The organism is Oceanobacillus jeddahensis (assembly GCF_000750635.1).
Taxonomy (GTDB): domain Bacteria; phylum Bacillota; class Bacilli; order Bacillales; family Amphibacillaceae; genus Oceanobacillus; species Oceanobacillus jeddahense.
In genome coordinates this window covers 50,745-68,948 of sequence record NZ_CCDM010000009.1, presented here as the reverse complement: position 1 = coordinate 68,948, position 18,204 = coordinate 50,745, and the positions used below count along the sequence as shown (strand labels likewise).

At 36.4% G+C, this 18,204-nt stretch carries 19 protein-coding genes and 1 pseudogene; 4 read left to right on the top strand and 16 right to left on the bottom strand.

Annotated elements, in window-relative coordinates; genetic code table 11:
- Positions 1-3: 3 nt before the first annotated feature.
- Both BN986_RS24685 and comGA read right to left on the bottom strand, forming a co-directional pair.
- Positions 4-1,044, bottom strand: a complete 1,041-nt coding sequence (locus BN986_RS24685) for a type II secretion system F family protein (protein ID WP_052401152.1) — start codon at positions 1,042-1,044, stop codon at positions 4-6.
- A complete protein-coding gene (comGA, locus tag BN986_RS24680; protein ID WP_040985294.1) occupies positions 1,016-2,011 on the bottom strand; it encodes a competence type IV pilus ATPase ComGA in 996 nt (331 codons plus the stop codon). The genes BN986_RS24685 and comGA overlap by 29 nt, the downstream gene beginning before the upstream one ends.
- A 207-nt stretch (positions 2,012-2,218) precedes the next feature.
- Between comGA and BN986_RS24675 the strand changes: the two genes are divergently transcribed.
- Complete coding sequence (locus BN986_RS24675) at positions 2,219-2,422, top strand: YqzE family protein (protein ID WP_040985292.1); 204 nt, start codon at positions 2,219-2,221, stop codon at positions 2,420-2,422.
- A 101-nt stretch (positions 2,423-2,523) separates the two neighbouring features.
- Here BN986_RS24675 and BN986_RS24670 read toward each other — a convergent pair whose 3' ends face one another.
- From BN986_RS24670 to rpmG, 8 genes are all read right to left on the bottom strand, one after another.
- The gene (locus tag BN986_RS24670; RefSeq protein WP_040985290.1) at positions 2,524-4,461 is read right to left on the bottom strand and encodes an LTA synthase family protein; all 1,938 of its coding nucleotides are present in this window, start codon (positions 4,459-4,461) and stop codon (positions 2,524-2,526) included.
- Between the two features lie 221 nt (positions 4,462-4,682).
- The gene (locus BN986_RS24665; protein ID WP_040985288.1) at positions 4,683-5,642 is read right to left on the bottom strand and encodes an ROK family glucokinase; all 960 of its coding nucleotides are present in this window, start codon (positions 5,640-5,642) and stop codon (positions 4,683-4,685) included.
- Complete coding sequence (locus tag BN986_RS24660; RefSeq protein WP_040985285.1) at positions 5,635-5,847, bottom strand: YqgQ family protein; 213 nt, start codon at positions 5,845-5,847, stop codon at positions 5,635-5,637. Before BN986_RS24660 ends, BN986_RS24665 begins: the two co-directional genes overlap by 8 nt.
- Before the next feature lie 67 nt (positions 5,848-5,914).
- A complete protein-coding gene (locus BN986_RS24655; protein ID WP_040985283.1) occupies positions 5,915-7,360 on the bottom strand; it encodes a spore germination protein in 1,446 nt (481 codons plus the stop codon).
- A gap of 513 nt (positions 7,361-7,873) precedes the next feature.
- Positions 7,874-9,418, bottom strand: a complete 1,545-nt coding sequence (locus BN986_RS24650; RefSeq protein WP_052401151.1) for a rhomboid family intramembrane serine protease — start codon at positions 9,416-9,418, stop codon at positions 7,874-7,876.
- 201 nt (positions 9,419-9,619) lie between these two features.
- Complete coding sequence (locus tag BN986_RS27245; RefSeq protein ID WP_157037105.1) at positions 9,620-9,790, bottom strand: hypothetical protein; 171 nt, start codon at positions 9,788-9,790, stop codon at positions 9,620-9,622.
- Positions 9,791-9,882: 92 nt separating this feature from the next.
- Positions 9,883-10,452: a 5-formyltetrahydrofolate cyclo-ligase gene (locus BN986_RS24645; protein ID WP_040985280.1), complete on the bottom strand. Its 570-nt coding sequence runs from the start codon at positions 10,450-10,452 to the stop codon at positions 9,883-9,885.
- 69 nt (positions 10,453-10,521) lie between these two features.
- A complete protein-coding gene (gene rpmG / locus BN986_RS24640) occupies positions 10,522-10,671 on the bottom strand; it encodes a 50S ribosomal protein L33 (RefSeq protein WP_040985278.1) in 150 nt (49 codons plus the stop codon).
- Positions 10,672-10,909: 238 nt separating this feature from the next.
- On the opposite strand from rpmG, the gene BN986_RS24635 reads away from it, so the two are divergent.
- Together BN986_RS24635 and BN986_RS27820 are read left to right on the top strand one after the other, a co-directional pair.
- On the top strand, positions 10,910-11,140 hold the full coding sequence (locus tag BN986_RS24635; RefSeq protein WP_040985419.1) for a hypothetical protein: 231 nt from the start codon (positions 10,910-10,912) through the stop codon (positions 11,138-11,140).
- 12 nt (positions 11,141-11,152) lie between these two features.
- The gene (locus BN986_RS27820) at positions 11,153-11,782 is read left to right on the top strand and encodes an MltG/YceG/YrrL family protein (RefSeq protein ID WP_040985276.1); all 630 of its coding nucleotides are present in this window, start codon (positions 11,153-11,155) and stop codon (positions 11,780-11,782) included.
- A 474-nt stretch (positions 11,783-12,256) separates the two neighbouring features.
- Here BN986_RS27820 and BN986_RS28175 read toward each other — a convergent pair.
- Positions 12,257-12,885, bottom strand: a pseudogene (locus BN986_RS28175) (transposase zinc-binding domain-containing protein); the annotation flags it as partial.
- Positions 12,886-13,095: 210 nt separating this feature from the next.
- Between BN986_RS28175 and BN986_RS24620 the strand changes: the two are divergent.
- Complete coding sequence (locus BN986_RS24620) at positions 13,096-13,500, top strand: transposase (RefSeq protein WP_040985274.1); 405 nt, start codon at positions 13,096-13,098, stop codon at positions 13,498-13,500.
- Between the two features lie 498 nt (positions 13,501-13,998).
- Here the strand turns inward: BN986_RS24620 and BN986_RS27805 are convergent, their stop codons facing one another.
- From BN986_RS27805 to BN986_RS24600, 5 genes are all read right to left on the bottom strand, one after another.
- Positions 13,999-14,112, bottom strand: coding sequence for a transposase (locus BN986_RS27805; RefSeq protein ID WP_244445096.1), 114 nt, complete (start codon positions 14,110-14,112; stop codon positions 13,999-14,001).
- A gap of 547 nt (positions 14,113-14,659) precedes the next feature.
- Positions 14,660-14,782: a hypothetical protein gene (locus BN986_RS27985; protein ID WP_262362502.1), complete on the bottom strand. Its 123-nt coding sequence runs from the start codon at positions 14,780-14,782 to the stop codon at positions 14,660-14,662.
- Positions 14,779-15,030: a hypothetical protein gene (locus tag BN986_RS27800; protein WP_244445095.1), complete on the bottom strand. Its 252-nt coding sequence runs from the start codon at positions 15,028-15,030 to the stop codon at positions 14,779-14,781. The genes BN986_RS27985 and BN986_RS27800 overlap by 4 nt, the downstream gene beginning before the upstream one ends.
- 283 nt (positions 15,031-15,313) lie before the next feature.
- Positions 15,314-15,742, bottom strand: coding sequence for a hypothetical protein (locus tag BN986_RS24605; protein ID WP_052401148.1), 429 nt, complete (start codon positions 15,740-15,742; stop codon positions 15,314-15,316).
- A gap of 152 nt (positions 15,743-15,894) precedes the next feature.
- Positions 15,895-17,997 carry a peptidoglycan D,D-transpeptidase FtsI family protein gene (locus BN986_RS24600; protein WP_040985273.1) on the bottom strand — a complete coding sequence of 701 codons (2,103 nt, stop codon included), beginning with the start codon at positions 17,995-17,997 and terminating at the stop codon, positions 15,895-15,897.
- Between the last annotated feature and the right edge of the window lie 207 nt (positions 17,998-18,204).

The following is an 18,204-nucleotide window of genomic DNA, read 5'->3' as shown; positions in this document are numbered from 1 at the left end:
CCTTTACATCGTATTCATTAATTCAAACATCGGCGACATCAAACTAATATAGATAAATATGATAAAGGCACCAATGATCGAGAAAAAAATAGGCTGGATATAAACAATTCTTTTTTGAAGTCTCTGATACATCGTATCGATAGAAACATCGGCATAAATAGCTAAATCTTTCGATAAACTTTTAGCGTCCATATTAGAAGATAAAATATCAGTCAGGTGACTTTCTAAAAATCCCATCGTGGTTAACAAACCGTGAATTGACCGCCCTTTAAAGTATTCTAATTGCATTTGTTTTGCGTAATAAGAGATAATCGGAAGCTTTCTCTGCTTGGACATATAATTCAAAATTTCTTTCATTGGCATACCTGTTTGTAAGAGAGAACTGTATAAAGTGGCAAAATGAAAGGATGTTTGTTTCCTGAGGTACGAACGGTATAGAGGAGCCCTTTTATACCAATTCATTTTTGTTTCTAAAGAAATATTTTTTCTTATAAAAATCCAAATAAGTGTACCTGTGATGAGGAAAAGAAGTAGTACAAGGATCACGTATCCGAGCCATGAGGAAAGAAAAATTACGATCTGAAGCAGTATAGGTAGCTCTCCGAATAAAAGCTGCTGAAAGGAAGGGATGACATAGGAGTAAATAAAAAACAACAGTGCGCTAAAAATCAACAATAATATAACCGGATAACGTACCGTTTGCTGGAATTTACGGATGTATTGAACACGTTGCTGGAATAATTGATAGCAATGTTCAATCCGTTCGTGGATATCCGATTTTTCTCGTACAACAAAAAGATAAGAAACCACCGAATGATGAAAACCTGCCTTATCTAATGCTTCATCCAAATGCTCTCCTGCTTCTAAGCTGCTCAAAATTTGCCCAGAAATATGTTCCAATTCCCCATAGTATTTCATTGTATCTAAAGAATGGGTGAGTGTAAGACCTCTTGAAAGCATACGCTGCAGAACATGTAGAAATTGCAGTTGTACAGCAATTGATATCTTTTGTTTATTACGGAAAAATGGTTTCACTAAAGCCATAAGCAAATGCCTTTCTTTGTAAATTTTTAAATTGCTGCTTTTCCGGCAGGGTTTGCAGTGTGCCTTCAATCGCTTCTGTCAAATGCCCCCCTTCAATTAGTTCCCCGATAGCACTCCGTTGTTGTTTATTTTTTCTTATAATCGGAATTAATCGTAGAGCTCCAACCCCGATTAAAATTTGATGAAGATCAGCTGGTTTGATCCCCATCTCTTTCAAACGAAAAATAGTACCGACAGCGTTTTTTGCATGCAGCGTACTTAGAACAAGATGACCAGTCAAGGCAGCCTCCACAGCAAATTGTGCAGTCTCTTTATCTCGAATTTCCCCAACCATCAGAATATCCGGGTCATGACGTAAAGCTGCTTTTAAGCCTGCTTGATAAGAAATCCCTGCACGTTCATTAATTTGTACTTGTAAAATTTTCTTTATTTTTCTCTCGATGGGATCTTCTAAGGAGATAATTTGGCAAGGTCTTTCCTTCATTGCCATTTCTAACAAAGCATATAGAGTGGATGATTTCCCACTTCCAGTTGCCCCGGTTATCAAGATAAGCCCCGATTCATGACTCATCCATCTTCGCATTTGCTCCGTTTGATTTTGAAAAAGAAATAAATAATCTAGCGGTAAAGCATCGTTTTGAGGAAGTATTCGGATAGCAATTGTTTCTTGTTGATGATGAGGAAGTGTAGAAATACGTAGCGCATAATCTTTCGACCCAAAATTCCATATTATTATCCCTGTCTGGGGCTTTCTGCTTTCCCCAATATCCATATTCGCACTGAATTTAAAAAAAGTTCTTAGCAGCTCGTATTGCTTTGTTAGGATAGTTCGGATAAAGGTACGCTTACCGTGAATACGAAAATAGATTTCTGTTTCCTGGTCGTAAGGATAGAAGTGAATGTCAGAAGCCCCCTGCTTCGTCGCTGACTGAAAGAGGTCGTCAGATAATTTTGTGACATGATTCATTTACTCACCTCCTTCACAAATATTTCTGACATAATTTATAGTTCGACACCTTTTCCGATTATCCTTCTTTTTTATAAAAAAGAATAAAATATTTTTCAATTGTTTACACTATACATAAAGTGAAACTTCATACCTTTTGCTTTCCCCTTACTTCAAGTGGCATAGAACTGTGATAAAACTGCTTTTAAAAGGAGCGTTGAAGAGATTATGAAAAGCAATGATTATATCCGTTTTTTAACAGAAGAAATGGTAAAATACATGAATTTATCTTCGGAAGAAAAAGAAGAACGTAAGCAAAAAAAGAAAAACTCATCTAGCCAATTGTACAGCAACAAATGGCTAGGAGTTATTCCTTTTTCGATTCAGTCCTGGTACCGTAAAAGAAAAAATAGCCGGAATGAATCCAACTAGTCTTCATCACGTGTCATAAAGAGAAACTTTATTCCATTAGCTTTTCCCTATCTTAATATAAAAAAAACGACACAGGCAATTTTCGCCTGCATCGTTTTTTATTATTCTTCCTCATCTCCAAAGTCAACAAATCGGAATAAGTCTCCGTAAATGATGGAGTCCGAGTAAGAAAGTTCTGTGTCTACTTGTTCCTGAATGGAATCACAAGCACTTTCTACTTCTTCTAATTCTTCACTTGCCTCTTCCTCTGAATCGGCCTCTTCTTCAATCGCTTGATCCATTGGTTCACCAGTTTCGCGATCGTAGCAAACACCAGCTGTACTTACAAAATCATCGCTGACGAAATCTCCATTACGCAACGCTACATAACCTTTTCTGTCATCACTGAATAAGTCATTACCGAAATAGATATCTTCACCAGGATCAACATCAAGCATGTTTAACATCGTTGGTTTCAAGTCAATTTGACCAGTAACCTCATCAATTACTTCCCCATTTCCATCTCCAGGAATATGGATAAATAATGGTACACGTTGTAATTGTACTTGATCATAAGGTGTAATCTCATCCTGATCTAAATACTGAGCCATCGCTTTATTATGGTTCGCACTGATTCCAATGTGGTCACCCATAATCACGATAATAGAATCCTCATACAGTCCAGATTCTTTCAGTTCATCAAAGAATTCTTCGATCGCTTCATCCATATAGCGCACAGTTGGAACATAGCTGTTTAACGTATTGGAGTTAGAATCGAATTTATCAATCGTTGCATCTTCCTCATCTAATTCAAACGGGAAGTGGTTTGTCAGTAAAATCATTTTTGAATAGAACGGCTCTTCCAAATCTTCAAGAAGCGGGATAGACTGTTCAAAGAACGGCTTATCCTTCAGTCCCCAGCCTACAGAATCTTCCGGTGTTACATCATAAGATTCCTCACCAAGGAATTCATCAATATTTAAGCTGTCATACATAGCATCCCGGTTCCAGAAGCTTTTGTTATTGGCATGCAATACAGAAGAAGTATAGCCGGCTTCTTTAATCATTTCCGGGAACGAATGATAATCATTGCCGCCGTGTGTAAAGAATACAGCACCACGGGATAATGGGTATAATGAATTTTCTACTAAGAACTCTGAATCGGATGTATTCCCCTGACCAGTTTGCTCATAAAAGTTGTCAAAGTAATACGTATCTTCATCTTGAGCTAAATCATTAAGGAATGGTGTAACCTCTTCTCCATTTACTTCACTATCCATTACAAAATGCTGTAATGACTCTGCGTTAAGGAAAATAATATTTTTATCTTTTGCAACGCCATTCATTTCTTCACTGCGCTCATGATCTATATTCTCTTTTATATATTCTTGTATTTCAGGAATTTCATTTCCGTCTGCAAAAACACGTTGTGATTCATTTTTAGAATGAACAACAACATCATAGACGTGATAGTTAAATAGCCCAATATTTTTCACTAAATATTCGCGGTCAAAACCACGGGTGAATAGTTGTGGTCTTTCCATTTCTGCCAGGAAAAAGTTACCTGCAAGTAAAACTAATGAAAAAGCTAAAACGCCAACTTTCCCACTTCTGGGATACAGTACAGATAAATTCCCTTCGTATTTTTTACTTAAATACCAGACAATCGCAACATCAGCAAATATGAACAGATCCCATGGTTTGATTAAAGTTAAGATACTGGATCCTAAATCTGTCATGTTACTTCCCATAAATAATTGCGGGATAGTAATAAAATCTGTAAATTGGCGATAGAATACCAGATTTGCCCAAACAAGCAAGGACATCGCCAACATCGCATATCGAATGTATTTCATTTGTCTTGAAGACTTTTTAAACCAGACTCCTAACGCCAGAATTAAGAATGCTGACACAAATGGATTAATAAACAAAATTAATTCCTGCATGGAGTTATCAAGTTCAATATTAAATACAAACCGGTAGACAATATACGTTTTCAGACCAAGTAATAATGCCGCAATAACATAGAGCGGTATCTTTGGCTTTTTAAATCGTTTCATTTATATCCTCTCCTAAATAATAAAAACAGGAATACGAATTTGTTCTTTAACTTATTACTTCCCATTTTATAAACTAATGTAAACCTACAATTAAAGAATTTTACATCTCTTTCATACGATTTGGCAAGAGAAAGGTTTCACATTTAATCATTTTATTTTAATACCCGTTCATAAATTACTATTTTAGTAGATAATCTAAAAAAATCAAGTCTGAAAATCAATTAACTATTTTTTTCATACACTAAATATGCTCCTCCAATAATACCTGCATCATTCCCAAGCTGACAAATCTTAATGGTACATACCTCGCTTACTCTTGGCAAAGCATGCTTTCTAAATGCTTTTGTCACTGCGCTGGTCAAATAGTCCCCAGCATTTGAGACGCCACCGCCTATTAAAATATTGGAAGGATTGATAACCATTGACATATTTGACAATGCTTTCCCTAAAACATCTGTCGTATAGTCTATAATTTTCTTAGAAGCTTTATCTCCTTGTTTTGCCAATTCAAAAATATGCTGCGTGGTAATACTTCCCTCTGATTGAAATAATTTAGCCAATCGTGATTCTGGATGTTTTTGTATCATTTCCATTCCTTGCCTGACAATGCCAGTGGCAGATGCAATGGTTTCCAGACACCCTCTTTTCCCACAATTACATAAGTGGCCATCTTCCAATACTTCAATATGGCCGATCTCACCTGCCATTCCGTTAGCGCCATTTAATATGGAGCCATTCGCGATAATTCCTCCACCGACGCCTGTACCTAATGTAATCGCGATTAAATTCCTTGATTGGTTCCCTGCACCAACCCAATTTTCTCCTAATACCGCAATATTAGCATCGTTTTCAACATAAACAGGAACATTTGCTAATTTTTCAAGCTCTTCAGCCAAATTAATATCTTTCCATCCAATATTAACGGCTTCTGCAATAACGCCAGCATGCGCATCTACAAAGCCTGGTGCTCCAACACCGATTCCTTTTATGAAAGAGTTGTTAAATAATGGTTCCCGTAATTTTGATTCAATGCTTGCCCAAACATCTGAAATAATATTGGTACCTTCATTCGTTAAATCAGTTGGGATCTCCCATTTTTCTTTGATATTCCCATCCTCTGTAATAAAACCAATTTTTACTGTCGTTCCTCCAATATCTACGCCTACTAATAGTTCATTCATTTATCCCTGTCCCCTTCTTATATTCCCTTATCTCTTTTTTTAGAAGCAATACTGCTTGCTGGAATTGTTGTACATCAATTAATTTCCACTCATATAGTTCATTTATTTCCATCATCATTAATTCTAAATCACCTAAACGGTCTTTTGTATAAATCAATGTGCCGAACTTCATCAGCAATTTCCGAACATCATGTATATTTTTCATGCTATCACCAAAAATATTATATCAAAACGGCATGAAAATGGGAAATGAGAATAAGACCCAAATCGAATTAACGATCTGGATCTTTTGGTCGTAATATAGACGGGCGAAGATGCCTGACTGGTAACGGAAATCGAATAAAGGTATCACGCATATTCTTTGCTGAAAACGGAACTAAAGGCCAAAAATAGGGAGTGTCCAGTGTTCTCATTCTGATTAAAAATAACAGCCAAATGGTAACCCCGACAACATATCCACTGACCCCAAATAAAGCCGTGGAAAATAGTAAAAATAAACGAACCAAACGGTTTGCCATTCCTAATTCATAACTTGGTGTTGCATAAGAACCAATAGCAGCAGTGGCAATATATAACACTACTTCATGTGAAAACCAACCAACTTCTACAGAAACCTCTCCAATCATAATGGCTGCTACTAGTCCAAGCGCTGTAGCGAGTGCTGATGGAGTATGAATCGAAGCCATCCTTAAAACATCCAGCCCTAATTCAGCAATTAAAAATTGAACCAGCAACGGGATAACACCTTCATCCTCAGGCCCTATGAAAGAATAAGCTGGCGGCAACAGTTCTGGCTGTACCGAAAATAAATAATATAACGGAAGAAGGACAAGGGAGAGAAATATGGCAATAAATCGAACAATTCGTAAATAAGCTCCAACAGTTGGTTTTTGACGATATTCTTCGGCATGCTGCAGGTGTTGCCAAAACGTTGTCTGCGTAATCATCACACTTGGTGTTCCATCAATGATAAGAACAATATGTCCCTCCAAAAGATGAGAAGCTGCTGTATCCGGGCGCTCTGTATAGCGTACTGCCGGATATGGATTCCAATAACGGTCACTAAAAAACTCTTCAATCGTCTTTTCTGCCATCGGAAGTCCATCTGTATCTATCCCGTCAAGCATTTTTTTTAATTTCTCTACTTGTTCGGGATCAGCTATATCTTCTATGTAACTAATGACAACATCTGTTTTAGAACGCCTACCCACCTGAGTAAATTCCATTCTCAGGGAGCGGTCCCTAACCCGGCGCCTTGTTAATGCTGTATTAAAAACAAGTGTTTCCACAAATCCATCACGCGGCCCTCTGACAACTCTCTCTAAATCAGGTTCTTCCGGAGACCGTGCTGGATATTCCCTTGCATCAATAATAATTGCTTTATCCAATTCATCTACGAATAAAACAGTTGCTCCAGAAAGGATAAAATCAACTAATTTATCCATCTCTTTCATTTCTTCTACTTCAATATAAGGAATATCTCTTTTCATTAGTTTTCGTAAGGTATCTGTATCGAGCGCATTCGGTTGAAGTCTTTGGAGAGACTGCATAATATATACCATTACATCGTCTTTTACAAAGCCGTCAACCATAAACATAGCCATATCCTTACCAGCATAGTTCAAATCTAAATAAATTAGATCAAAGCTTTTATCAACTGCTAAATAAGACTTAAGATAAGAAACATTTTTTTCAAGACTTGTTGCTACTTTTTTCATCTGATTGGTCACCTTTATCACCTTAACATCATTAGGATGTAGATAGTTTGTATCACCAGATAAAAACTATACATATGCACAAACTAAAAGATATTAAAGAAAACTTGGCATTCGTTAAAGGGAGACTTAAAAGCGTATTTTGCTTTCTTAGGCAGTTAAGAAAGTTTAAATTTTCTTACTACATAAGTGTAACTAAGGTTGTCACCTAAAGGCTTGGTGACAACCAAGATTGCTAATATCCCTTATACTCTCGAGTGCAAGCCTTTTGCGAATGCCTTAGTTGGGACTGGAACTGCGATTACTCGTCCCATCAAAACCGTTGCACTTATACTTTATTCCTTGAATTCTTTATGCTTTCTTAAAGTGAAATAAAACCGGTCCAAAGCTTTCCTGACTTCTTATCCGCAACAAAACTTTAGATTATCCGGTCGAACAAAAAATCATGGGGTGGAAATGAATCTTTAACTACGATAAAAAACCAGGCTGTATTTTATCTCTCAGCCTGGTTTTCATTTAATAAGATTGTAATTCATTTTTTAAATCGGTTAAATCTTCATTATCAGGAAAATATTCTAAGCCTTCGTCAATAATAGCTTCGATTTCTGTCGTATCTGCTCCTTGCTCTGAATACAATACTGCCAGGTTATTGTACATTTCGGGCAGCCTGTCATCATATTGAATAGCTTCTTCCAGATCCTCTGTAGCTTTGGCATATTCAAATTCTTGAATATAAGCATAGGAACGATGAAATAGAAAGTATGGAATTAGCGCCTGGTCGTCCGTTTCATCCAGAGCTTCTGTTGTAATGACAATAACCTCACTAAAATTCTCTTCTTCAATTTGTGTTTCTGCTTCAACTAATTTCATCTCTAGAGATGATGAATTAACAGTCCAACCATAAATAAATAATCCAAGACTGAGAATAATAAAACCAATAAACGCAAGCAATTGGTTCTTTTGATTTTTTTTGCGCGGAACATAGACAGCGGCAGCGATTAAAAATCCTCCTGTTAACCCGCCAAGATGTGCTCCCATATCTATTTCCGGAACACTGAATCCAAGCAGAAGGTTTACCCCTAAAATAAGAAGTATGTTGACGCCCATTGTCTGGAAAAATATTTGCTTATAAATAAGCCCAAACAGGAGAAGTGCTCCAAATAACGCGAATATTGCGCCGGATGCCCCTGCTGATACATTGATAGAAAATGCAAAGCTTGCAATAGACCCCGCAATACCGCCAAGGAAGTAGATAAATAGAAATCGTATTCTTCCAAATATCCGTTCAATCGCTGTACCCAGGTAAAATAAGGCAAGCATGTTCATAATCAAATGGAGAAAATGAAGATGTAAAAACATGGAAGTGACAAATCTCCACCATTCCCCTTCCATAACAAGCAGGTTAAAGTTTGCCCCCATATCAATTAAATCCTGTGTATTTTCCGAATCTCCATTAGTTATTTGAAAAATAAAGACAAGTATATTTAAAGCAATTAATATGTATGTAAATAACGGGGTTGAAAATGAAAATATTTTCTTCCGTTCATCTTGTTCTTCCTGTATTTCTTGAAATAAATTATTTTTCAAATGATTGCCTGCTTCTTCTTTTTCCTCATCCGTTAAATGCTTTTCATGATTGAAAGACATCGATAGATGTAAATCACGATTTAACTGATTAATCTCTTCCTCTTCATTTTCTTCAACAAGATAATATATATGCATCCGCGGCGATTTCTTCGTTCCTTCTCCCTGCGGATGTTTAACATGTTCCCAGTCATCAACTGGATATTCATTCGCTATGTAAATGGAGTAAAATTCAGCATTCGGGGCTGCAATAGCCTGCCTGATTCGCTGCATTTGTTGATAAGCAACCTGCGCATCTAGTCGAAGGTGATTAGACCAATCAAAAGTTTGTGCCTTCACACGAACAATAGCTGATTTTCTATCCGCTTTCCGCTCCAGCCAAACCTCGTCTTTTTTATAATCACCGGCAATGATTCGAAACCCTTGTTCTGTCAATTTTTCCACTTGCTCATACGCTCTATACATATGTGTGTCCATAAGTCATCCTCCCCTCTTTGAAGCATACCAAATGTTTATAATCAAGCGCAACATTGGTATAGGTACCCGTGTTTAAGTGTTTAATATTGTGAAAAACGTATTTCTGCCCTGTTTAAGAAATGGATGAATATCTTTCGATGATAATAAGCAGCAAAGAGGGAATCTTTTTAAATAAAGAGGATGGCAGCAATTATACAACGGTTAAACCGTTTCCTTTTTCTTTTTCGACAAAATAACATTCCCGATAAGCGGAACCAAGAACTTTCTTCCTGGCTTCCAATTTAATAAGCTATTTAGAATTCGATACCTCCATTTTATAAAGATAATGAAAATGGAGAGAATCATGGCCATTACGAAAATCATACGCATCATTTTTCCAACCTCCTCTGATAAATGATGTTATCCGATATTTCTTTTACATCATTTATTGTCGACGGAAGGAGAAATCTTATGCATGAGATATTTTACTTGGGTATTTTTATCATACGTTTTTCTGTAATAAGCTGTTCTACAGGCAAATCATAATGTTCTCTTGGTATTTGGTCAACTATTTGCTTTTCAATACAAAGTGAAAGTGTTGTTCCTGTATAATCAGCCAGCATCCTGTCATAATAACCGCCGCCGTAACCAATCCGATAGCCGCTCTTATCAAAAATAATTCCTGGTACGAGAAGTAAATCGATATCATTTGCCGCAATCGGTGTTGCTTTTTCTGGTATTGGTTCTTTTATGCCTGCGTAACCAACTTGAATTTGATCTTGTTGATCCCAGACGTAATATTGCATTTCTTTTGTTTTCACTATACATTTAGGAGAAGCTATCTTCTTTCCTTCTTCGCGAGCTTTTTCAATAATTTCATATGTATTCCATTCTATGTCAGTAGAAATAGTAATTCCTATCGTTTCTGCTTTCTGAAATAGAGGACTTGTATATAATTTCTTCTGTAATTTTTCTGCCATTTCTTTTTTCTCATGCTCAGGCAGCCCGCTTAAATACTTCAACATTTTTTGACGTAGTATCTTTTTTTCTGACATCGTACATTCACCCCCATTTGTAAAAAACTCTTATCCAATACGATCAGATAAGAGTTTTTTTATGATTGCTTATTTTGTTTCACGGTGTAGGGTATGTTTTTTAAGACGTGGTGAGTACTTCATAAGCTCAATACGCTCAGGGTTATTACGTTTGTTTTTTGTAGAAATATAGTTACGATCTCCTGTTTCCGTGCAAGCTAACGTTATATTTACGCGCATATCTATCCCTCCAAACTTTTCAACTTGCCTTTTTACATAACTGTACAGACTTTTATTATACTATCAAAGTTTCTCCAATTTATCAAGAATGTTTCTTAAAAGAACTATAAAACTTTTCCTGCGACTGTTTTATAAGGAATAAAACCAGTTCTTATAATGATTTCTCTTACTTTTAGCGTAGTCACTTCTTTTAATTTATGGTATAACTATAAATGATACATAAAGGGAGGGAATGAAAATGTTATTCGCCATTTTGGCAGTTGTAGTAATTGGGATAGTTCTATTTATTCTATCATTCTTTATCAACGACCGGCTTGAAGAAGTGGAAAGTCAGCTTGAACAATTGTCCATTACAACGATGCAGGATACATATCAATTGAAAAAGAAAGTATCTGTTTTAGAAGAAGAATTATTACCTCAAAAAATATCTGATGACGCCGTACCGCCTCATCCTAAAAATAATAATTAGAGGAGTATTAACATGAAACAACATGTAAGAGCGTTTGCTGTCGGTTTGTTAACCAGTGGTGCCTTGCTTCTCGCTATCTATCTATTTGGTAATACCTCATCCGGTAATCTGGAAGATACGGAACCAGAAGAGTTGATTTCGGTTTTAGAAGATCAAGGATATGCTATATTGACTCAAGACGAATATATTGCATATAGCGTCAACCGGGAAGAGGCTGATGCTGAAGCAGGTGAAGAAGCAGAGGAATCAGATTCAAATAATGATACTGATGAAAATGAAAGCACAGACGAAGATGAAGACAGCAACGAAGACAATGGAAATAATAATGACGATAGCAATAATGATGACGATAGTAATGGAAACGATGAAAGTGATGATAACAACTCGGAAGGTAATGAAGATGACGAAGCATCCGAAGAATCAGATGTTACTGAAGTTGAAATCACATTAGAAGATGGAGCACCACCTTCAACAATCAGTAATGCTTTAGAAGATGCCGGCATTATTGATGATGCTTGGGATTTTAATGAATACTTAGATGATAACGATCTGAGCGGCAGTGTGATACCTGGAACGTATGAAATCGATAGTGAGATGTCTTTCAGTGAAATTGGCGATATTATTACGACGTATTCAGAATAGTTCTTTGAATGTGGAAATTTATTATTAGTTCAAAGACGTTTGTTTTGCTTCAACCTTTTAAATTTCATTCGCTATAATTCCTAATTTCAATTAAAAATATAACTTAGCTTAATTATTTCACATGTATAAAGACAAAAGGGACTGTTGCACAATCAGGTAACTGATCGTGTAACAGCTTTTTTTATATAAATATAAAGAAAAATCGAGCAAACCCCGCCCGGTCCTTTTCTATATATCCAAATTAGAGTACATCTGATAGTTTATATTCCTGTCCATGGATTCCTTTATAGTACGCTGGATCATTTCTCCTCCGCAGTTTTCACATTGAAACTGAGGTGGAACAGTCGGGTCCACTGCATCCATCCTGTCAAAATCTTGTACGACATCATAAGGAATTTTTTCTTCCTCATGACACGTCAAACAATGGTAGTTGACAGCTTGATTCTTCTTCGATGGTTGTAGGTAGTCTCTTCCTTTCTGTTTCTTTTTTCTCTTTTTTGGTGCTTTGCTTTGTTCAAGATAACGAATCACCCTTTCCATATAATTTCTCGCTTCTTTGGTAAAAGCTATTTTTATTTCCAATCCCCCATTCTCCAGACAGGCATCCCCTATGTACACATAATAGTTATCACATGTCCGATATATCATTGGGTCTTTTTTCTCCACTGGAAGTAATACGCTCTCTCCATGTTTGACGGCGCAATGTTTTCTTGATCTTCACTATCCATCGTCTTGTCTCTTTTTGCCATGTACTTAACAGCTTTCTGCTTAATTTCTTACTTTTTCTCGAATACATCCCATAATGCCGGATCATTTTGAATTGTTCATCTGGTGTATGGTGAATCAAATAGCTCCATTCTTCACTCTCCCCCAACAGAACTGGTTGTACAAAAATGTCCCTTACATCAATACGGCACATGACGAACATCATGGCATCTTTCACAAGCAAAGAGTTTGAATCCCGTTTTTGGATTTCCACAGTCCTGAAACTTTTCTACCTCCTTAACGATAATAGGACGGATTCGCTATTCTTGTTTCTTTTTAAAGTCTTCCCAATGTGCACGTTCATCAAAAAAGATTTGATTTAAGATATTGGTCACCATATATTTAACATACCAGCTTATTCGGGATATGAAAGCGAGGAAAATTATGTTTATTTAAAGAAGCAAAAAAAGACAGCCTATATCAAACCGCAAAATTATGAACGCAAGAGAATAGCCTCTTTCAAAAAGGATATTAAATATCAGGAAAACATGGCTTACGATAAAAGCACAGATACGTATACCTGTGCCAATGGTCAGTAGTTACATGCCATTCGAAGCTATACGCGAACCTCACAGACAGACTATCAATCTCAAGTAACTACCTACGAAAGTCAAGACTGTATAGGGTGCCCGCTGAAAGAAAAATGTACCAAGGTGAAAGAGAATAGCCAGCTACATATAGCCAAAACGTTTCTAGCACACCAGGAAACCGTACAGGAGAATATTTTAACGGAGACAGGAACGCTATATCGGATGAACCATTCCATTCTAGTTGAAGGCATCTTTGGTGTACTAAAAGAAGATTACCATTTGAAAAAGTTTCATACTCGAGGAACAAGTAATGTACCAAATGAGCTATTGATTTTGGCATTTGGTTATAATCTCAATAAAATACATACGAAAATCCAAGTAGATCGCCTGAATCTCTACTATCACCCATTAAAGACGGTCTAAAAAAATTAAAAAAGAGAGAGGCATAATTTAAGTACGTCATAAATCGATTGTTTTTCCTATTATTATCAGGAACAAGAATAACCAACCTTAAAATAAACAATCCGACATAGAAAAAAGAAGCTGTCATCAAATGCAAACTATGCATTTTGCGACAGCTCTTTACTTACCTCCAGTCAAGCAGTTTTTAAAAGTTCTATATTCAAAAGGATGATTTTTTAATTTGGGAGGAGAGGTCATCCTAAACTAAAAAAATGAAAACGACAAATAGACCTAACGAAGCTTTATTTTTTTCTAAAGATCATCAATGGTATAGTTAAGTCAATCATTTACGCACAGGTGCTATCTGTGTTGTAATCATATGGTACATTGTGTTGGATAAGGTGAAAGACTAATTTCAGAATCTTATTCATACACGCGATAATTGCAACCTTATGAGACTTTCTCTGAGGTTGCGTTTTTAACCTGCCATAAAATTCAACTAGGTGATTATTTGTTTTTTTACGCAATGTAATCATTGTTTTGATCATAAAAAAATAAAATTTTCCGTAGCTTTTTATTTCCTCGCTTGTTAATGCGATCCTGATAATACGTATTGCCTGATTGATAACGCATAATATCAATTCATGCATATGCATTAAATTGTTTATGGTTTTAAAAAAACTAATATCTCCTCAATAATACGTACTGCTGTCAAATCTCCATTCCCAGGGAAAGACATTAGCACTTGAAATTCAGGGCGACCTTCTGAAATGGCAATCATTTGTTTAACAAGACTTTCCTTTTTCTCCTTTAAATCTGCAATACGCTTTGCATAATCCTTTATTTGTTCACACCTGATATCCTTTGTGGAAATTGCCGGTTAGAATTCTTTTGCGGCTTCTAATAAAACAATTGCTTACGCTTTAATGAAAGATTTTTTTCGTGTATTATCTTTTAGCCGATTACGTATCACTGTTTTAGAATGTGCCGTCAGAATCTCAGGTTGAGGGTAAAGCTGTACGATGTTTAGAAACAATGCAGAACGTGATGTAATAAGCTTCTTCAACTCTAGAAAGCTTAGTTGCAGAACAGCATGTATCCGACTCCATAAATGAGTGATTTCTGTATCTATCTCATCATAATATCTTGTTGATGCATGCGTCTGCTTGTAATATTCATCCTATTGGTATGTATAACTCCTTTCCATTTTAAAATGAGTTTTCACCAGTTCATGTGCATCATTTTTATCCGTTTTATAACGGCGCATGAAAGTCATTTGAAGGTTCGCCTCTAATGGATTCATCCGCGTGTACCGATACCCATAATCGCATAAAACTTTTCCAAACCTTTTGAATAAACTCCTGTCGATTCAAATACAAATTCAGGTTCTTTACCATCAAGAAGCGTTAATTGATGTAATCGTTCATAAAGCAATTGGAAGCTAGCACGTGTACGTTCAAGCTTTCCTTCATACTCGTAACATTTATAACGGTTATATACCGTCATCATACTTTTTTCCATACTCAAATCAAAAGCTACAACATGTTTCATCTTTTCTATTCCCTTTTAGCCAATTATAGAAGTCCTCACACTGCCTTATTGATTCCATTTTCTTATACACGATCTCCAGGACCCAACATACTAAACTGATTCAAATAAAAGTGCGGAGTTAGTCAATTTTTTATTCGGATTCTGTGATCTAAGGAGCTGTTCGACTTTCCTTCACTTCTACTATAAAAAATAGTAGCACAAACCATAGCCTTGGTCTGTACTACTAATGTTAGTATGTTTTGTCTTTATACATCTCTTAACTAATTAAATAACCAACTAAAATTTATGGAAATTCTATTCTATCACTCTGATAAGTACCTATTACTGTTCCGTTTTTACTAAGTGAAACTATTAACGCTCCTGAGATTGGTCTCACATTAATAGTTGATAATGTCGATTGTTTCACTGGTGTTCTAAATGAAAAACTACCTGTTTCTAAAGTTCCTACAATATAATTCCCGCCTAATATTACATATGGAGCTCCAGAGTATTCTAGTGTTCCACAATTTCCTCTTGACTCTAAATAAAAGTCTACAGTGTTAGCGCTTGAAGTATAACTTAAATAATCAGTCCATGCTCTAACCTCACAAGTACTACCTGCGCCAGGAATAGATTGCCAAGAATGGGTTGCCGCCTCAGCCTTGTCCACATTAAATCCAAAAAAGAAAATTGTTAAGAATGAAAATATTAAGATAAAAAATTTTTTCTTCATAATAATCCTCCTTATTTGTATTTAATTATAAAATTACCATATTTACATTCTTTTGTCAAATTTGTATGAATATTTTAAAAACAACTATAAAAAACTTCTAATTTTCTATTGAAAATTAGAAGTTTTTTATTAATGGGTAATTATTTTAATTACTATTCATCACTTTCATCTCCAGCATTTTCTGATTCCTCATCATGATCTTCTTTAATTTCAAAATAAGTGTCTAAAATACGTTCACCGACTTTTAAGTTGATTTCATTTCCTTCACCAATTCCAACATGTGGTACAACAACTGCAAAAGCAACCTCTGGATCATCAAATGGCGCATAGCCAACTAATGTCAAATTATTGAGGGAAAATTCCTGACCATCTACATACTCAAATGACTGCGCTGTTCCTGTTTTTCCCGCTGGATTATAGGACTTATTTTGAAAATACCTTCTTCCAGTTCCCTGTGATCCTTGATAGGAAAGACGGAATCCTTCCTGCACACGGCTGATTTGATCATCTGTCATTTCAATTCTATTCATGACGCCTGTGTTTTTTGTGTAATACAACGGTCCGAGCTCATCCAAAGAAGCAATTGGGTCATGAGCCTGTTTTAAGAAATGAGGCTGGACACGATAGCCATTGTTGGCAATCGTTGAAGCATACTGTGCAAGTTGCAAGGTTGTATATGTGTCATACTGACCAATAGCAAAGTCAAGGATATTACCAGGGTTATCCGGAGCTTCCCCTCTTACTCCTGTACTTTCATAAGGGTAATCAATTCCTGTCGTCGCACCTAAGCCAAACTGGTTAAAGTAATTTTGCAGGGTTTGCAACGTTTCTGCTATATTAATATTCAAGGTGGCATTCTGTGGCATTGGGTAACGATAGTCGCCTCCCAATCGCAAGGCAACGTAGAACATATAAACGTTGGAGGATCTCTCCAAAGCCGATAAATCATTTACCATTCCCATAGGTTGAACAGATTTTTTTACTGGCGTCTGTGCCAGCTGCATCGGAGCATCATTGAAAGTATCTCCCGGCGAAATAACCCCCGAATCATAACCAGTGAGAATGGTTGCACCTTTGATACTGGAACCAGGTTCATGTGCATTAGCCAAGGCCATAAATGCTGCATCGCTATATTCGTCCTTGTCAGAATCATAGTTCAGACCGGAAATAGCCAGCAGCTCTCCGGTTTTCGGATTCATAACAACAGCATACGCATTCGTTGCAAACCGATTTTCATAAGGGCTTTTGGCCTTCATCGACTGGAATTCATCTAATAAAATCTCATCGACTTCCTGCTGAAAATCTAAATCTGTTGTTAATACCAGATCTTTGCCCCGTTCTCCTTCAACAATCGTTTCTGAACCAACAATTGATCCATTCTGGCGTGTTGTATATTGAATTTGTTCTTTACGTCCGCGCAGAAAATCTTCATACTCTTCTTCTAAGCCGCTTCTGCCAACACGGTCGTTCCGGCTGTAACCTTTCGTCAGGTAAGCACTCATATCCTCTGCAGGAATTCCCTGCTCCTGACTGGAGATACTGCCCAAAATACTTGTTAAAGTGTCTCCATTTGGATAAACGCGATTCCAATCGGTTGTAGCGTTAACTCCAGGCAGTTCATCTAAATTTTCTGCTACAGCAGCATACTCTTCAGCCGTTACCTCTTCATTTTTTACAACCTGAGGCGTTAGTGCATATGCTTTATCGAGTTCTTTTTTAATTGCAATTACTTCCATTTCTTCATCGGAGAAATCTGCAATTTCTTCATCTGTAATCAACTCAAGCGTTGCAGTATATACCTCCGAATTGTCCATTTCTTCTGTATCAATTTCTTCTAATCGCTTTTCTATGTCTTCTTCATGTAACAATAAATAATATTCTCTTTTATCTCTGTCAGTTATACGATCAATATATTGGTCATCACTCATATCAATATATTGAGCTAACGTATTCGCTACTTTGAGACGATCCTTTGCCTGAACCCCTTTGGGCGGCGTATACGTAATGGAATACATCGCTTCATTATCTACAATTAATTTTCCATTTGTATCATAAATCTTCCCGCGGGGTACGGGAATACTTGTCGTGTCTAAATTCGTTCGCTCAATTTCATCCTGGTATGTTTCTCCGTTTAAAATTTGAACAACACCTAACTGAAGTATGAGTGCAGAAAATAATAAAAAGATAGCAAAGAAAAGAATATTCATACGAATAGGAAGCTGGGATCGTTTTTTCTTTTTCTTCTTGTCTACCACTTTTCTCCTCCTTCGTATCTATTTTGAACTTCCATCACATCACATGATACGGCTCTTTTAAAAGTATAAGCAATTAATCATATATGTGCATCTTTTTAGTCCCTTAATTTATAATGCGTAACTTTATTCAGTCGAAAACTGAGTGTACCATGATTACTCTCCACATCAAAACCGCTGTTAGGATTTGGATTAAGCTGAATAGAGCTA

What these genes read in the sequence shown, in the direction of transcription:
- BN986_RS24685 (WP_052401152.1), bottom strand. Translation starts at nt 1,044, where the DNA reads ATGGCTTTAGTGAAACCATTTTTCCGTAATAAACAAAAGATATCAATT.
- comGA (WP_040985294.1), bottom strand. Translation starts at nt 2,011, where the DNA reads ATGAATCATGTCACAAAATTATCTGACGACCTCTTTCAGTCAGCGACG.
- BN986_RS24675 (WP_040985292.1), top strand. Translation starts at nt 2,219, where the DNA reads ATGAAAAGCAATGATTATATCCGTTTTTTAACAGAAGAAATGGTAAAA.
- BN986_RS24670 (WP_040985290.1), bottom strand. Translation starts at nt 4,461, where the DNA reads ATGAAACGATTTAAAAAGCCAAAGATACCGCTCTATGTTATTGCGGCA.
- BN986_RS24665 (WP_040985288.1), bottom strand. Translation starts at nt 5,642, where the DNA reads ATGAATGAACTATTAGTAGGCGTAGATATTGGAGGAACGACAGTAAAA.
- BN986_RS24660 (WP_040985285.1), bottom strand. Translation starts at nt 5,847, where the DNA reads ATGAAAAATATACATGATGTTCGGAAATTGCTGATGAAGTTCGGCACA.
- BN986_RS24655 (WP_040985283.1), bottom strand. Translation starts at nt 7,360, where the DNA reads ATGAAAAAAGTAGCAACAAGTCTTGAAAAAAATGTTTCTTATCTTAAG.
- BN986_RS24650 (WP_052401151.1), bottom strand. Translation starts at nt 9,418, where the DNA reads ATGGACACACATATGTATAGAGCGTATGAGCAAGTGGAAAAATTGACA.
- BN986_RS27245 (WP_157037105.1), bottom strand. Translation starts at nt 9,790, where the DNA reads ATGATGCGTATGATTTTCGTAATGGCCATGATTCTCTCCATTTTCATT.
- BN986_RS24645 (WP_040985280.1), bottom strand. Translation starts at nt 10,452, where the DNA reads ATGTCAGAAAAAAAGATACTACGTCAAAAAATGTTGAAGTATTTAAGC.
- rpmG (WP_040985278.1), bottom strand. Translation starts at nt 10,671, where the DNA reads ATGCGCGTAAATATAACGTTAGCTTGCACGGAAACAGGAGATCGTAAC.
- BN986_RS24635 (WP_040985419.1), top strand. Translation starts at nt 10,910, where the DNA reads ATGTTATTCGCCATTTTGGCAGTTGTAGTAATTGGGATAGTTCTATTT.
- BN986_RS27820 (WP_040985276.1), top strand. Translation starts at nt 11,153, where the DNA reads ATGAAACAACATGTAAGAGCGTTTGCTGTCGGTTTGTTAACCAGTGGT.
- BN986_RS27805 (WP_244445096.1), bottom strand. Translation starts at nt 14,112, where the DNA reads ATGCGTTATCAATCAGGCAATACGTATTATCAGGATCGCATTAACAAG.
- BN986_RS27985 (WP_262362502.1), bottom strand. Translation starts at nt 14,782, where the DNA reads ATGAATCCATTAGAGGCGAACCTTCAAATGACTTTCATGCGCCGTTAT.
- BN986_RS27800 (WP_244445095.1), bottom strand. Translation starts at nt 15,030, where the DNA reads ATGAAACATGTTGTAGCTTTTGATTTGAGTATGGAAAAAAGTATGATG.
- BN986_RS24605 (WP_052401148.1), bottom strand. Translation starts at nt 15,742, where the DNA reads ATGAAGAAAAAATTTTTTATCTTAATATTTTCATTCTTAACAATTTTC.